This is a genomic window from Metabacillus sp. GQ13, assembly GCF_059758525.1.
Genome location: NZ_JCAXET010000004.1, coordinates 127,722 through 143,853, shown reverse-complemented (window position 1 = coordinate 143,853; position 16,132 = coordinate 127,722). Strand labels below are relative to the sequence as shown.

Here is a 16,132-nt window from a genome sequence, read left to right as displayed (position 1 = left end):
ATCAAAATAATCAACTGTCCGCATTTTTAATCATCTTTATTTCTTTATATTCCTTTAAAATGCTTCCATTTCTCCCTAGTAAATTCTTAGAGAAAAGAAACCTGAAACATCTTCTAATATTTTTTATTTTCTGAGTACATTTCTATGATTTCAATTATATTGACTTTGTTTGGCGATTCACTTGTTGTAATGGAAAACGAAGCAGTAATTATAGGTTTGTTTTCTTCCTTGTAAGGACTAAAAGATAGAATCTGTATATCGATTCTTTGGCACCTTTACATAATAAGATGTTATAGGTAATGAACATGGATCTTTAATTTTCGAAGATCCATTTTTAGTCAATTTTCTTATTGTCGGTTATTTATTATCATTGTTTATCTTTTGTCAGTGTAATTGTTAATATTTGATTATCAATTATTTTCCCTGGTGTAATACTCTGTACACTCACAAATCCCTCTCCTTGATGTTTAACTTCTAAACCTGTTAAATTACTAAACTTCATAACATCAGATAAACTAAGACCTACTACATTAGGCATTGTGGATTTGCCAGATGTCTTAATGAAAACTTTAGAACCTTTTATTAATTCTGTCCCTTTCGAAGGGATTGTCTCTACAACCTTATTTCCTTTACCAACAATGATAGGTTCTAAACCTTTTTCTTTTAGGGTATTTACCAAATTCCCGACGGACATATTTTTATATCCTTCTAGAGTGATATGAGGTAATTGAGTGTTTTTATTTTTTCCATCATTATTTTTGGTAGTAACGTCTAACTTCTTAAGACTATAATCCATCACTCTATTAAATATTTCTGACACAGGATCTGATCCCACTTGATCTCCGTTTAACTTTGGTTTTTCAACTGCCACATAAACAATTAATCGTGGGTCTTCAGCAGGAGCCATACCTAGGAAAGAAAAAATATAGTTGTTTCTGCCGGTTTGATAATAACCTTTACCATCAGGTATTTGAGCAGTTCCCGTTTTTCCAGCAACCTGATAGTCCTTAAGTTGAAAGGGTTTTCCTGTTCCTTCATTTACAACTGTAGATAATAATTCTCTGGTCTTTTTTGCAGTATCAGCTGTAATTGGTCTATTTGTAACTTTCGGTTCAATTTCTTTAATCATTTTTCCATTTTCATCAGTGATCTTTTTGATAACATATGGTTGCATCATCTGACCATTATTCGCTATCGAAGATGCAGCAGTAACTAATTGAATTGGAGTAAATATAGAGCCTTGTCCAAAAGCTGTAGTAGACTTTTCAATCGGATAGTTATAGAGTATCTTCCCTTTTTCTTCACCGTTAATATCTATACCAGTCTTTTTATCAAATCCATACTCTTGGAGGTAGTTATAAAATCTATCAAATCCTAATTTATCTTTTGCTAGTATTGTAAATGCAACGTTCGAAGAAAGCTGTACCCCTTCATCGTATGTAATCATTCCCCACCCTTTATCATTGTGGTCATGTATAACTTCTCCTGTTACTTCAATAGATCCAGATTTATATTTTTCACTTCCTGTATAAACACCTTCATTTATAGCAGACGCAAGAGTAAATATTTTCATTGTAGAACCAGGTTCAAAAGGATAAGATATTGCGTAATTGATATAATTAACTTCATTTTTTTTATTAGGGTATATTGAAGGTCGGTTGCTTAATGCTAATATTTCTCCTGTTTTAGGATCCATTACAATTCCAACAATCTTTTCAGGGTTATATTCATCAATTACCCGGTTCATGGAATCTTCTAGAATGGTTTGTATATTCATATCTAAGGTAGTATAGATATTATTGCCGTTAGTAGGAGGTTTAGAAATTATCTCCTCTGTAGGTAACCTAAAATGAGAATCTATAAATCCATCAACTTTCTCTTTAATGTAACCATCTGTACCTACTAATTCTTCAGAAAATTCTTTTTCTATTCCAGATATACCTTGACCCTCAAAATCTGTAATCCCAACGATGTGAGAAGCAAAATCTCCTAGAGGATATAGTCTTTTTAGATCCGGAACAAGGATAATACCAGGTAGTTTTAATTTGTTTATTTCTTGCAATTGAGTAAACTTTATATTGTTACCTATTTTCCCTAATTCCACCTGATATGGATCACCCGAATTTTCTGTTAATAAATCTTCAATTTTTTTTGGTTCAACACTAAGAACCTTTGATAATTTTTCAGCTGTTAAGGACACGTCCTTAATATGATTTGGGTTGTCTTTACTAAGGATTGCAATAATAGTATATACTTGTGATACGACTGCGATTTTATGACCTTCACTAGTAAGTATTTCTCCCCTTTTCCCTTCTAAAATACCATTTTTAGTAATTCTCATTTCCCTTATTCAACTAAGTCAACTCCATTTACAGACCCAGTTAACATAATAAAAAGAAATCTTAAAAAGACTACAATAAATAATAAAAGAAACACTAATGATACAATTGCAGAACCTCTATTATTCATATTGGGAGATTTCCTTAGCTCCATTTAGCACCTCACTATAGCCATTTTTCACTTATTTTAACATAAAATCCCATCCGTTTCCGCCATAATTAAAGATCGTTACATATACTACTGTTTTTAAGGTTCAACTCAAAGACACCTATTTCTGTAAGCCAAACACAACATATTTAAGTTCAACAAGATCCCACAGAATCAGATGTCTATTCTATACAAATCTAGTTTAGATAATGAGACGTTTTCGGCACAGACAAAGAATCTTCATTTGAAGATTCTTTTGTCGATTGATTGAAGTTGGAGCAATTTTTATTAATTACTTATACTCCTTCTTCTAGTTTTTATTTAAAAGTACATAATCATTTTTATTAAAGGATATCGCTACTCTGTCAAATCTATCTCCATTTGGATATAAATATAGCTGTTGATTGAATTTTATACCTAAAGGTATGACTGTTTAATGAATTAGATTTAACATTTTAAAACAATCTAAATCTACTCCTTCTTTCAAATGATTTTTTTCATGAATAATTACTACATCTTCTTTATTTTCAAATCGAGGCTTTCGAATTGAAATATTGTGAGCTTTACAAAGTCTTTTTATTAGATTTTGATAATAATCATTTTTTTCAAATAAACCACCTCACATCTTTGTAGCAAATCCAGATGCGAATAGTCTATCCTTTATGTTTTTTGAATCGTTTAATAAAAAATACAATTATGATCATTATGAATGAAATAGTGATAGAGTATTCTAAAATCATAAAGAAAAAGTCTCGATAAGGAATTTCCCAACTTGAACCAATTCCATTAACATCTTCTGAAAACCCTTCTCTATTAACTAATACCAACAATGCTAAGAAAGAAATAATGAATGAATAAATAGCAGTTTTTACTAGAATTCTTTCCATGCTAGTCCTCCTCGTCTATTTATTGTTTATACTACCAAAAAACCAGGTAGTTTATTGTGCTAACCTGGACCTTTAATTGAAGAACATCTAAGGATGGTAAGCATTCTCTATACAAAACTAATTTACATAATTAGATAGTTGTTATTGGTATGAAAAAGGCATCTTTAATCGAAAATTCTTTTTACTTAATTAAGCACTCGTTAAAAATTATTGTTGTTTTTTATGAATTTTTTTGGAATAAAATAGGCAATTGTAGCAGAAAAAACAGCAAAAATTAATGTATGTAAAGAAAAAAAATTTCCAAAAGTAACTTCTTGAGGTAAATTAGTACTTGAATCCCAAGCATCTGTTATATCTGGAGCGTAAGTAAGTGTAAGAAACAACCCAGATAAAACCTGGAATAGTGAAAATAGTAATATAAAACGAATAGCAAATATAATATATTTTTTCATTTTTGACACCTCCTATTAATGTTAACGTTTGAGATTAGAAAAAGTTCCATTTAGTTGTCTAATCCTAAAACTAGTTGACTAAAGCTTGTTATCGGCATTAAAAAGGGATCTTCAAAAATCATATTTGTCGGCTCCTAAATAAAAAAAGAACACTCCTTTAAAAAAAGTGATCTTTCTAGCTAACTGTAAGTTTTAGTAGTTTTCTCTGTTAATCGGCAGGTGAAATAAGAAAAATACTAGTTTTTAGCACCGATAACCTATTTTTCCCCAAAAGATGTCCAATAATGGTTGGTAACATTATTAAACCAACAAAAGTTCCTGTGTCATTTGAGTTAATATTAGAAACTGGAAGTATAAAAAAGTTAGATATGAAGATAATTACAGCGAAAATTAATAGAAATCTATCTATGATTTAATTCCTCCGTTTTCATTGTCTCCAAGGTACTCAAACAGCAGTATTTACTTTATCTATAATTGGATTTCTTGCAAAGTAAAGTCCATTTCTAGCTATCTTTTACTGTTGCTTCAGCAATGGCTTCTGAAAATGTGATTTGAATCCAAATGAATGTATAAAGCAAAAATGAACTAGAATTGTTACTATTTTGCTTATTTTTTTAGCCCTTCCAATAGTATCGTGATCGTAGCAATTGTTTCTTCTAAGGAGTTTTCATCATCTGGATTATCTGCTATCCAAAGGGCTGCTTCATTCATTGCTCCCGACAGACAGTGAGTTATAGCATCCACAGAAAATGGTTTTAAACATCCTTGATTTTTCATATATTGTAATTGCTCGCGTAAATGTCTCATTGAGTTTTGTTCATCCATTAATCTAAAGACATCCCATCCTAAGACAGCAGGACCGTCAATTAAAAGGATTTTTAGGTTCTGTTCTTCAACTGCAGCAGATAAAAAGGCTTGACAGCCAAGTAGTAATTGCTGCCATGGATCTTCACTTTTTAAAGCCTCTTTTTCAACCCGCTCTCCAACTTCCTTTTGTACGAGTTCAAAAATGTCTAAAAATAGTCCCTTTTTATGTTTAAAATGATGATAGAGAGCACCTCTGGTCAAATTTGTCTCTGCAACGATATCTTCTAAAGTTGTGTTAGCATATCCTTTTTCTGCGAAATGTTTTCTTGCAGTTGAAAGTAACTTTTTAACAGTTGCATCGGTTTCCGTTCTATTTTTTCTCATAATATTATCCCTTCCTAAATTGTAAGCTGTTTTCATACTAGGTGTGTTGGAATCAGAAATTATTTTTCAGACCATATTTTCTCATTGAATTGAGAAAGATAAGTCTCATCAGGTGGTATGAGTTGAATTACATCAATTAAAATGCCATTCGGGTCACTTGTGATGAAATGTCTTTGACCAAAATCTTCATCTTTAATATCCTGGATGATGGGCAATTTTTCACTATGAATTAATCTTTCATACTTGTCATCGACATTATCAACCTCAAAATTCAGAATCAATCCCTGCACTACTTTTCGATAATTTGCAGGAATCGTTTCATGAGATCTGTCAATTATTGCTAATTCGTAAGGGACAGGATTTTCATTCATTTTTAAACTCACATACCAATCTGATTTGAAAACAGGCTTAAATCCAAAATTCATTTCATAAAAATTGACAGTTCCTTCAAATTTTTCTGTTAAAATAACTGGATAAAAACCATTAACCAACACAACCATCTCCTTGTTTTAGTTTGGGTAATTTTAACATACATTCAGTATGTATGTAAATAGATAAGGAAAATAGGTAGACTACTGTTAAATAATAATCAAACATGACAGGAAGTTGATATTATTGCTTTCCCAGAAGATTTGTTGATTTGTCGAGTATAATGACCTCATCATTTAATTTTTGTTATAACTTCCCACCTGAAGAAACCCCTAAAAATACTAGAAAGTTAAAATCAAAACAGAAAATAACACTAATGATGGAGGAAGTCTTTGTAATATGGAAACTAGCTATGTTCAGGACAGTAATGGATACTACTGCAAGTTAAATTACGAAAAATTAAGCAGGTTATTAGACAACGTACAGAGTCTTTTCGCTCTAACCTAAAGTCAGAGGAATACCAGTGTGTTAAATTCAACTCATTATCTTTAGACGAAGAAGTTAGAGAGCGTGTAGATGAATTTATGAAGGATTATAATGAAGAGCGTATCCAAGAAAAGTTAGGCTACCACATACCAATAGAATTTAGTGATATGGCAGCCTTAGAAAGGGTATTTTATTTCTGTCTTAAATGACTATGTCAGTCTATTTCAGTTGGATTCTTCGTATAAAATTTCTGTCTATATTTTTGTAGGAAAGCATCTAATTTAATGCTCTATACTTGTTAGCAAGTCATAAATATTTAATTCTTGGACTTCTGGAGTAGAGTACAATTTATGATTCTCAGCTATTACAACAGATAAAAGATAATTATCTCTTATTATGGTTGTGAAATATTCCCATCCTGTGTTAATTGGAATATCGATCATATTTGGTTCTATAATAAAACCAGTCCCAATAGCTTTCAGATATGCTTCTTTCCTCGTCCAAATTTGATAAAATAGCTTTTTTCTTATTTCATTTGAGTTTGCTTGCAAAAAAAACATTTCATCTCTACTAAGTACTTGTTTTATAATGTCAGGATTTATCTCTTTCATATACTCTACGTCTATTCCAACTGCTTGATCAGCTATAGCACAAGCAACTATCCCGTCTGAATGTGTTAAATTAAAATCTAAGTTGTTAATTACCTCTTCTCCTTCTTTTTTTAAATGTAGCTTTCCATATTGGTTTTTTTGAAATTCTACATCTGACAAATCTAAACTTGTATGTTTACTGATAACATGTTTTAACAAAAGACGGCCAACAAGAAATTCCTTTTTTTTGAAATCTACTTTGTAATGTTCATAGGTTGTCTGCTCTTCTATATCTAACAATTTTAGACAAGAGCTAAGATCTTCTAGCCTTAGACTTTGGGGTATTGAGAGCCAATATATTTTATTCATTTCCATACTTTATCACCAGAATTAATCAATTAGACACTTGTTTAGAATACTCGCTACCTCAGTCGTATTGGTAAGAGGAAACATATGTCCCCCGTCAAAATCATAGAAAGTTGAATTTTTAAAATATTTTTTCCACTCCCCCATAATCTCAGGTGTAGCAAATGGATCTTCTTTTCCACTAAAAATATGCACAGTTGTTTCAATAATTCTAGAGCAATCATATAAATGATTCTCGACTGCAAAAAAATCATTACGAAAAACTGGTAAATAATATTCTAATAGTTCTTTTTCTTGTAGTATCTCTTGACTAATACCACCAAGTGATACGATGAACTCTAGCAAGTCGTCATCATCTAAGTGTGAAACCTTTCTTTTTTTATAATGTGGAGGCATTAGACCTGAAATAAATATGACTTCGGGGGAGATCCCCCTCTTCTCTAACCTTTGAGTTAGCTCGTAAACTATTATTCCTCCCATGCTGTGACCGAACAATGCAAAAGGTTGGTTGCTGAAATGCTCTAATAAAAGGTCTTCGTATAACTCAACTTGTTTAATAATATTATTAATTAATGGAGAACGATTAGTACCATGTCCAGGAGGATCGATTGACAAAATACCCCAATTAGATTCGTAAGCTTGGAAAAGTGGGCGATAAGAAGTAGAATACCCTCCGGCAAACGGAAAACAAATTAATTTTCTAGTTCCATGACTAGCTTTAAGCATTTTTAATGATTCAACCATTTTATGAAAAATTCTCCTTTATATCTATATCTGATACATTTATTCAACTGTTAAGATTATATCTCTTAACATTCTTGTTTAAATTAAAATCGAAGTAACTATCGTTTAAGGCTAAGGCTCTCTTCCTCAAGTAGAATTCCTACACCATTAGACATAGCTTCATACTATTAAAAAGTTGCACTGCAATATCAAGAATAGCCATTCCCAGTGAGTTAAACATAATAGCCTCTTTTAAAGGTAACTTCTTTATCTTAATGTTACAAACTACATCAATTAGAGATAGATTCAGTAAAAGAGAGTTTTACTTTGGCTCTTTATCTATTAATATATCTACTTGAGGAGACAGTACATGTAATAAAAAGATCAGCATTAGATACACTTCCTCCCATGATACAGCAATAACGATGCGATCTTGAAGTTCGCATGGAATTTACATTAGGTTTTATTCCCGAAATATGTATCGAATAATTTCAGATATCCTATCTCCTAAAAGTGAAGTTATCATGTTTAAGTGGAGTTGACCTAATAGTCCAAAACCAATAATTCCTACAGTAATATTTTGAAGAAGATTTGTCGAAAAAATTTATCATTAATCCTGATACAGCGGTGTTAAAGAAATTATAAATTAGTATTGCACTTATTATTTTTCTACAACTACCATATTGCCGTCAGTAACGCTTCTTACTGGAGATAGCAAAACCCACAAGAAAGAAAACATCCCACCGCATACGGCAACAATAATTGTCGGATATAATCCAATCCAAGTACCTAGCAGTCCACCTGTAAACGCTCCAAGTGGAATACTTCCCCAAACAATCGTGCGCATTGTGGCATTCATACGCCCTAGTACATGTTTCTCAGTAATCATTTGACGAAAACTAACTTGGGCAACATTATAAATAGTCATAGAAAAAGTTACGATAAACAAGGCTATGCATATCATTACGAACGCAAAGTGTTTGCTTCCAACTGCGCCTAAAAAGAATAATCCTCCGAGTCCTTGAAAAAAAGCAGAACCTACTATGGCTGCACCAAATCCAAATCGTGCGACAACTCGGTTACTTATAACTGCACTGATTAACGATCCAATAGAACTTAGAGTCATTAACAGTCCGACAAGTGCTGCGCTAAGACCAATTTCTCGCGTAGCATATAAAATAAGGATAGCAAAAAGAATGTTCAGAAAAAAGTTTGTCGTCGCGGAACAGCCTGCGATAGCAGAAAGGTAACGGTTCCTGAATACAAAACGTAGGCCTTCTCCTATGTCTCTCCAAACACTAGAATTTGATTTTGCATTTTTGTTTCGTTTTGGCTCATCTACTTTTAAAAAGAGTAGCATCATACCTGAAATAACAGATGAAACTGCATTTAGGATGATCGCAAACGCCCCCGAGAGCAACTGCACCAACATCCCTGCTAATCCAGGACCTGACGTTTCAGAAATGGATCGACTTAATTCCAATTTAGAATTTCCGTCGGTCAATTGATCCTTTTCCAACATATAAGGGACGAAAGATTGATAACAAATAGCATAAAACGTGGTACAGACTCCCGTGAGAAATGCCACAATCCATAAAGAAAGCATATTTAATGATCCCAAAACGAAAAGGAGCGGAATAATGAGCAGAATGGCTGCACGACAAAAATCCATGGTAATCAGAAGTAATCGTTTCGGCAAATAATCAACCCACACTCCAGCAAACAAGCCAAACAAAAGGAAAGGGGCATACTCAACAGCACGCAATACCCCCATCTCAAATGGGGTGGCATTTAATGAAAGCGCAGCAATTAACGGTAATGCCATTAATGTAATCTGCGAACCAAATGAGGATAGGGTCTGCCCAATCCAGAATTTCATGAAATTACTGTTTCTCCATAATCCTTTCTTCTGCTCCACTTGTTCCTGTGCATGTTGCACTTCAATCGGTTTAATAAGATCACCTTCTAAGTAGTAATATATATCTCAATTCCTTATAGCTATAGGTAAAGCAGTACCCATTTTCTAACATTTATACCTGATACAAAGTCACAATTTGACCATGGATTATGGAATGTCTACAAAGTAACTTTCTTTCTAAACAAACTGTTTCTGCTGTACCGGAGTAAACCACTCATTTAATTCCTTTAAGCCCTCCAACCCCTCCATGATTTGGTCGTTTTCAAGACCATAATCTAGAAGACAAGCAATTTCGTCTACCCCATACTGATGTAGACGTTCAACCATTGCTGCGCACTTTTTCTTAGATCCCATTAATGAACTCATTTGAAAGTATTTCTCGAATGCGAACTTAATGAGGGAATCTCGACTATTGTGCAACATGCCCCCTACATTTTCGTCTCTATTCGGGTTCATCGTATCGTATTGATCTAAGAACGTATCCAAGTAATCTCGCAATGGTTCCCGGACTAGCTCTTTAACCTCATCATCCCGTTCTCCTACGTAAGTGTGTAACATTACAGCTACTGTGCCCTCTTCAGGGTCATGCCCATTTTCTTCACGTTTTTCACGATAGAGCTTAATACGTTCTTTTAATCCATTAGCTGGATGATTAGAAAGAGAGCATAAAATGTTGAATCCCATCTCTCCGGCCTTTTCCCAAGTGGCCGGATTACCAGAAGCTGTAAGGAAAAGAGGTAGCTCAGGTTGGACTGGTCTAGGCAACATACGAATATCAATCTCTTTTCCAGTTATGTCTGGGTATTTTACTGCTTCTCCACGCCACAGTTGGCGAATTTGTTCTAGATTTTTAAACATTATTTCTTTTCGGTTGTCATACACCCCAGGGTTTAAAACGAAATCGGCTGGATGCCAACCAGTAGCAACAGAAATTGCAACACGTCCACCTGAAAGGTTATCAACTACTGACCATTCCTCAGCCACTCGCAAAGGATTGTGTAATGGTAATACAACGCTCCCTGCTCGCAGTTGAATGTTTTTAGTCACTGTTGAAAGGGCAGCTCCTAGTAACGACGGGTTCGGATAAAGTCCTCCAATTGCCTGAAAATGTCGCTCTGGTGTCCATACGGCTTTAAATCCATGTTGATCTGCAAACTTAGAGCTTTCTAATATCAAACTATACTTATCTGGTTTGTTTGAGGAACCGTCACCAGAGAAGAAGATTAAAGAGAAATCCATCCCCTTCTTTCTAAGGCTTTCCGAAATGTTTGGTTTATCTAAATTTGCCACATTATCTTTGGTATCTTTTGCTCTTTGCTTTAGCCGCTGTTCTAGTATTCTACGTTGTTCAGGATTTAGAGCAGCCAACTTTTTTTCTAATTCACTCATTGTACATTCCTCCCCTTAGAAATACGCGTACGCTCTAATCGTTTTTGATTTCTTCTTTCCATCATACGCTCATCATTTGTTCGGAATAAAAAATCCCACAATGTAATAAAAAACGAATAATTACACTGATAATATTTGTGATGTTTCATATGAAATACCCCTATAGGAATGATATTTGTGATCTTAGATGTAATATTTGGATTGTGATCTAGAACATTTCGTGACAAGAAGATTTCATAGAAATAATGTAACACCAACAGAATGATTCCATAAACCGGATCGAAAAAAATTAACACAATAATCGGTATCGTGAATGTAATCCAAACGTCTAGAGTCTCTTTCCAGCCTCCAAACCAGAAGAAAAAATCATGCCAAGGTGGCCATTTTGATTCGCCATACTCATACCGATGGTGGGCTAAATGAATTTTATTCAAGAAGTTTTTTTTATGCGGGATGTGAGCAATCACATGCATGGTATAAGACCATAGCGTCCACAATAGAAAGTACACAATAAGTTTTAAAACAAAAATCATATTAACACTTCCTTTAATTAGATCGATACAAAAAATAAGCAAAGACCTACTAATTTTTGACTACATCTGAGTAATGAGTATTTATAATATCCCCAAGTTCAGGGTGATGCACGATCGAGAAATGATCAGCAATCATTTGATGCAAGGATAGGTTAGTCACCAATTCTGTCCAGATTCCTTCTTCTTCAGGAGAATCTCCTGCACGGAACAATTGCACATTTGCAATTTCCAATTTAGGTAGTCGTGCAGGAGTGTATTTGTGAAATGCACGTGCTGTGATCTTATAAATATCAATCAAACGACGTATATACTCATTAGACGTTCCAAGTGGAACTAATCCAAATTCTTTAAGTTTCTTGCACAACAACGCATGATCAAGATTCAACTCCTGCCAAGACGAGATTACTGAATCAGAAATTGTTTTTCCTGGAAGTGCAGCTAATTGTCTAATGAAGTTGTAGAGAATTGAATCATCGGTTGCATCTTTATTCTTAGACAAATAACTATCAATAATAACCAACTGAATAACCTCATGACCATCTTCTTTGAGCTTGCTGGCTATTTCATAGGCAATGAAGCCACCCATAGACCACCCACCTAAACGATATGGACCCTCAGGTTGTACTTCAAGAATTTCTTTAAGGTAATGATCTGCCATTTTCTCTACTGAGTCTAATGTGGAATTCTCATCAACAAACCCATGACCTTGAAAAGCATAGAATGGTTGGTTTTCTCCAAGCTGACGTGCAAGCGTGAAATAACAACTTACCGTTCCTCCCACAGGGTGGATGAAGAAAAGTGGGGTTTGTTCCCCTTTTTGTTGAATTTTCACGATACATTTTTTAGAATCCAACTTACTACCTTTCGTTGCCTCAAGTAACTTCATGCGTTCAATTTCTGCTACCCAATCCGCTAAAACTGGATATTCAAACAAAATTCTTAGAGGTACATTGCACTCAAACTTAGTTGCTGCCTGTAATACAACTTGAGTCGCCAACAACGAGTTACCTCCTACTTCAAAGAAGTTATCCATCACTCCAATGTCAGGATAATCTAGCAAACTCGTCCAAATTGAGACAGCGATTTGTTCAGTAGGCGTTCGTGGTGCAAGGTATTCTTTGGATTTAATGGCGTGCAACTCCGGTTTCGGAAGTGCTGCTTCATCCACCTTTCCATTTACGGTCAATGGAATCTGATCCATCACAACATAATGTGAAGGAACCATGTAATCTGGTAATCTGCTCTTTAAGAAGCTTCTAAGTTCATCAATTTTAACTGTAGAATCGCTTAATACAACATACCCCGCAAGTTGTGTGCTTCCATTTGCTAGTTTAAACGGAACAACAATCGATTGAGATATCTTGCCGTACTGCTCTATTGCAGCCTCGATTTCACCAATTTCTATCCGATATCCACGAATCTTAACCTGATCGTCCAAGCGTCCCAAAAACTCTATGGTCCCATCGGAAAGAAAGCGGGCTTGGTCCCCTGTTTTATACAACTTAGCATCTGAATATTCAGAGAAAGGATTTACTACAAATCGCTCCTTCGTCAGCTCCGGACGTCCCCAATATCCTTTAGCTACGCCTATACCACCAATATATAACTCTCCGTAAACACCAATAGGTACAGCTCTTTGATTATTATCTAGAATATATATTTCTACGTTATCTAGTGGAGTCCCTATAGGAACCACTTTATTTGGATACCATTCAGCATCTGGTTCAAACATGGTAGCAGTTATTGTTGTTTCCGTCAGTCCATAGTCATTGATCCATCTCACTTTACCATCTGTAACGCTCTTCCATGTCACATATGTTTCAGGTGAGACCTTTTCTCCACCAACGATGACCAATTTTAGACTAGAAGGTAAATGAGCACGTTCATATTTCAGATCTGCTACAAGACTACTCCAGTAGGCAGTGGTCATATTTAATACTGAGATTTTTTCTTGCCCAATCCACTTTAAAAACTCTCTACCTTCGGAGATATATTTATCTTTCCAAAGAACCAAAGTAGCACCCGTTAGTAAAGTAGGGAATATTTCTTGAACAGCAACATCAAAACTAATCGAAGTGAACTGTAGCACACGATCTTGATGGTTAAGTTTAAATCGGTCAATAATGTTAAAGCAATGGTTAACCACTCCTTTGTGTGATACCATAACTCCTTTAGGTTTGCCCGTGGAACCAGAAGTATAAATAACGTAAATTAAATCTTCTGATTTTACCTTTAATTTGCTTGCTTCACGTGATTCCTGTGAGATCAATTCCCACTCCTCATTGATAGAAATAACCTTACACTGTTCACTACTTATACTCTTTGCTTTTGAATCTATAGTAAGTAGAAGTTCAACTCCAGAGTTATTCACCATAAATGCCTTGCGTTCCTGAGGGTAAGACTGGTCAATTGGCACATAAGCATTACCTGCTTTTAATACCCCTAAAAGCCCCACCACCATTTCTAGTGAACGTTCCATGCAAATTCCGACTAACTTATGGGGACCAAGTCCCTTATTAATTAAGTAATTGGCAAGTTGATTAGAACGTTCATCCAACTCTCGATAGGTATACTGTTGATCTTGAAACCTTAAGGCGATCGCATCAGGAGTGCTAGTAGCTTTTTGCGAAAACAGTTCATGAACACTTGCCTCTGGTAACTGTTTAACCTTGTTTCTACCACTCCACTTTTCAATAATTTGTTGCTCCTCTGTTTCGGATAACAGCCGAATTTCTGAAATCGGTTGTTGTGGATTATCTACGCAAGCCTGTAATAAATTTAAGAATTGCTTTAACATACGATGAATGGTGTCAGTATTGAATAGATCAGTATTAAAATCCATAGAACATACCAATTCGTCATTCTGTTCAGTTATGGTGAAGCTCAATTCAAGAGCGCTTGCCTTCTTTTGAAGATCATGTGTCTTCATTGCTACACCCTCAAAAGGCTGATCTTCTTCATCTTGGGCCGTGAGATAGGTTAACATAGTCTGGAAGAAGGGATTGTGGCTCATGTTCCGCTCTGTTTGTAGCTCTTCAATCAATTTTTCGTAAGGAATATCTTTATGTGCAAATGCACCAAAAGCAACTTTACGAGTGCTTTTCAGCACCTCTGCAAACGTTGGATCTCCCTCTAAGTTGTTCCTCAATACGAGGGTATTAGCCAAAAGGCCAATTAAGTTCTGCAGCTCAGGACGATTGCGGCTAGAAATTGAAGTCGCTACACATATATCCTCCTGACCGGTGTATCGGTAAAGTAATGTTTGATATGCTGCCAACATCGTAATGAACATCGTCACGCCACTCTTACGACTAAATCCCTTTAAAGATGTCGTAATATCAGCAGGAATTGTCATGCGTATGCGCTCTCCATTGTGTGTCATTGCAACAGGTCTAGGACGATCCAATGGCATTCTCAAAACTGGAAGTTCAAAGCCTAGTTTTTCCTTCCAGTATTTCAATTGTTTCTGGTACACGTTTCCTTTCATGTTCTGCTGTTGCCAATGTGCATAATCAACAAATTGAATAGGGAGTGGAGGAAGTGTACCAATTTCTCCTTGGACATAGGCATTATAAAAAAATCCAAGTTCTTGGATCAGCTTCTCTAATGATACAAAATCGGCAATAATATGGTGAATCTTAAATAACATAAGCTGATCTTCATCCTCTAGTTGATACATCGATAAACTTAAGAGTGGGCCTGTCTCCAATGAAAATGGCTTTTCTATTTCTTCTTCCATAAGAGTAATGGCTTGAGACTCACGGACTTCTACCTGAGTCCTCCTTAAGTTTACTTTCTGAATAGGAATACATAGTTTATCTAGAACAATCTGCTCTGGCTCATTTCCCCTATTTTGAAAAACCGTGCGTAGTGTATCATGCCGATTAACAATTTCATTTAAGCTCTTTTCTAAAATCTCACTTTGTAATACTCCTTTTATTCTAAAAGCTAAATTAATATTGAAATGAATACTATCGGGTTCCAGCTGACTGAGAAACCAAAGCCGGTATTGTTCCGCAGTAAGAGGAAGAGATTGTGTTCGAGTTATTCGTTCCAACGGTACAGTCTGGTTCATACCTTCCACCCTTTCTTTCGCATTCTGCATATCCTATTACTGTATGATTGATCATGGCAGAGGCTCTTCTATCCAAGAGCTATTTACAATCAACTGTCAGAATTGATAGCAGACTCCCAATCTCTATGAGATCAGGAGGACTGCGTAGATAATTTTTAAATTTCTTTATAGTAAAATACAGTGGCTTCTAATTTCCCATTAGCAGATTTAGCGTAATTCGGGATCTTTCCAACTTCAACATATCCAAGAGACTGATATAATGAGTTGGACGGATCACCTAGTCTGGTATCCAGGACTAAAAGGTTTATATTTTCTAACTTATCCCGACTTTGTAAGATAGTCATTAGCGCTCTTCCAATCCCTTTTCTACGTTGGTGAGAATGGACCATTAGCTTCGCCACCTCAGCTCTATGAGTTCCATTTGCCTTTTGCGAAAGGTGTAATTGAACTGCTCCACACAACTTATTCTCTAATTTAGCAGTCCACAAAATTACACCAGGAACCAACACACTCTCCCAGTATTCTTTTGCCTTTTCCCTACTCAACGGTGGTAAAAAGCCCATTGAGGCTCCTTCGTCAACAACATCAATTAATAAATCAGTCAAATCATCTAGCATTTTCGCATCAATTGATGTAACTTCTGTTATTTGCAATTGTTCGACCAAA

General features: G+C 35.1%; 13 protein-coding genes. All 13 read right to left on the bottom strand.

Features of this window, described 5'->3' with window-relative positions; genetic code table 11:
• Nucleotides 1-367: 367 nt before the first annotated feature.
• Nucleotides 368-2,341, bottom strand: a complete 1,974-nt coding sequence (locus AC6CHR_RS06040) for a penicillin-binding protein (RefSeq protein WP_498247631.1) — start codon at nucleotides 2,339-2,341, stop codon at nucleotides 368-370.
• A 5-nt stretch (nucleotides 2,342-2,346) separates the two neighbouring features.
• Complete coding sequence (locus AC6CHR_RS06035; protein ID WP_498247630.1) at nucleotides 2,347-2,469, bottom strand: hypothetical protein; 123 nt, start codon at nucleotides 2,467-2,469, stop codon at nucleotides 2,347-2,349.
• Nucleotides 2,470-3,140: 671 nt separating this feature from the next.
• Nucleotides 3,141-3,374 (bottom strand): hypothetical protein, encoded by a 234-nt coding sequence (locus AC6CHR_RS06030; protein ID WP_498247629.1) that lies wholly within the window; start codon nucleotides 3,372-3,374, stop codon nucleotides 3,141-3,143.
• Between the two features lie 200 nt (nucleotides 3,375-3,574).
• The gene (locus AC6CHR_RS06025; RefSeq protein ID WP_498247628.1) at nucleotides 3,575-3,826 is read right to left on the bottom strand and encodes a hypothetical protein; all 252 of its coding nucleotides are present in this window, start codon (nucleotides 3,824-3,826) and stop codon (nucleotides 3,575-3,577) included.
• Between the two features lie 606 nt (nucleotides 3,827-4,432).
• A complete protein-coding gene (locus AC6CHR_RS06020) occupies nucleotides 4,433-5,017 on the bottom strand; it encodes a TetR/AcrR family transcriptional regulator (protein ID WP_498247627.1) in 585 nt (194 codons plus the stop codon).
• A 59-nt stretch (nucleotides 5,018-5,076) separates the two neighbouring features.
• On the bottom strand, nucleotides 5,077-5,511 hold the full coding sequence (locus AC6CHR_RS06015; protein ID WP_498247625.1) for a VOC family protein: 435 nt from the start codon (nucleotides 5,509-5,511) through the stop codon (nucleotides 5,077-5,079).
• A gap of 642 nt (nucleotides 5,512-6,153) precedes the next feature.
• Entirely contained in the window at nucleotides 6,154-6,837 is a 684-nt protein-coding gene (locus AC6CHR_RS06010; protein WP_498247624.1) for a 4'-phosphopantetheinyl transferase family protein, read from the bottom strand.
• A 15-nt stretch (nucleotides 6,838-6,852) separates the two neighbouring features.
• Nucleotides 6,853-7,572 (bottom strand): thioesterase II family protein, encoded by a 720-nt coding sequence (locus AC6CHR_RS06005; RefSeq protein WP_498247623.1) that lies wholly within the window; start codon nucleotides 7,570-7,572, stop codon nucleotides 6,853-6,855.
• Nucleotides 7,573-8,212: 640 nt separating this feature from the next.
• A complete protein-coding gene (locus AC6CHR_RS06000; protein WP_498247622.1) occupies nucleotides 8,213-9,490 on the bottom strand; it encodes an MFS transporter in 1,278 nt (425 codons plus the stop codon).
• A 156-nt stretch (nucleotides 9,491-9,646) separates the two neighbouring features.
• A complete protein-coding gene (locus tag AC6CHR_RS05995) occupies nucleotides 9,647-10,858 on the bottom strand; it encodes a MupA/Atu3671 family FMN-dependent luciferase-like monooxygenase (RefSeq protein ID WP_498247621.1) in 1,212 nt (403 codons plus the stop codon).
• Nucleotides 10,855-11,391: a sterol desaturase family protein gene (locus AC6CHR_RS05990; RefSeq protein ID WP_498247620.1), complete on the bottom strand. Its 537-nt coding sequence runs from the start codon at nucleotides 11,389-11,391 to the stop codon at nucleotides 10,855-10,857. The genes AC6CHR_RS05995 and AC6CHR_RS05990 overlap by 4 nt, the downstream gene beginning before the upstream one ends.
• A gap of 49 nt (nucleotides 11,392-11,440) precedes the next feature.
• Nucleotides 11,441-15,466 (bottom strand): non-ribosomal peptide synthetase, encoded by a 4,026-nt coding sequence (locus AC6CHR_RS05985; protein WP_498247619.1) that lies wholly within the window; start codon nucleotides 15,464-15,466, stop codon nucleotides 11,441-11,443.
• A gap of 155 nt (nucleotides 15,467-15,621) precedes the next feature.
• Nucleotides 15,622-16,131: a GNAT family N-acetyltransferase gene (locus AC6CHR_RS05980; RefSeq protein WP_498247618.1), complete on the bottom strand. Its 510-nt coding sequence runs from the start codon at nucleotides 16,129-16,131 to the stop codon at nucleotides 15,622-15,624.
• Nucleotide 16,132: the final 1 nt, after the last annotated feature.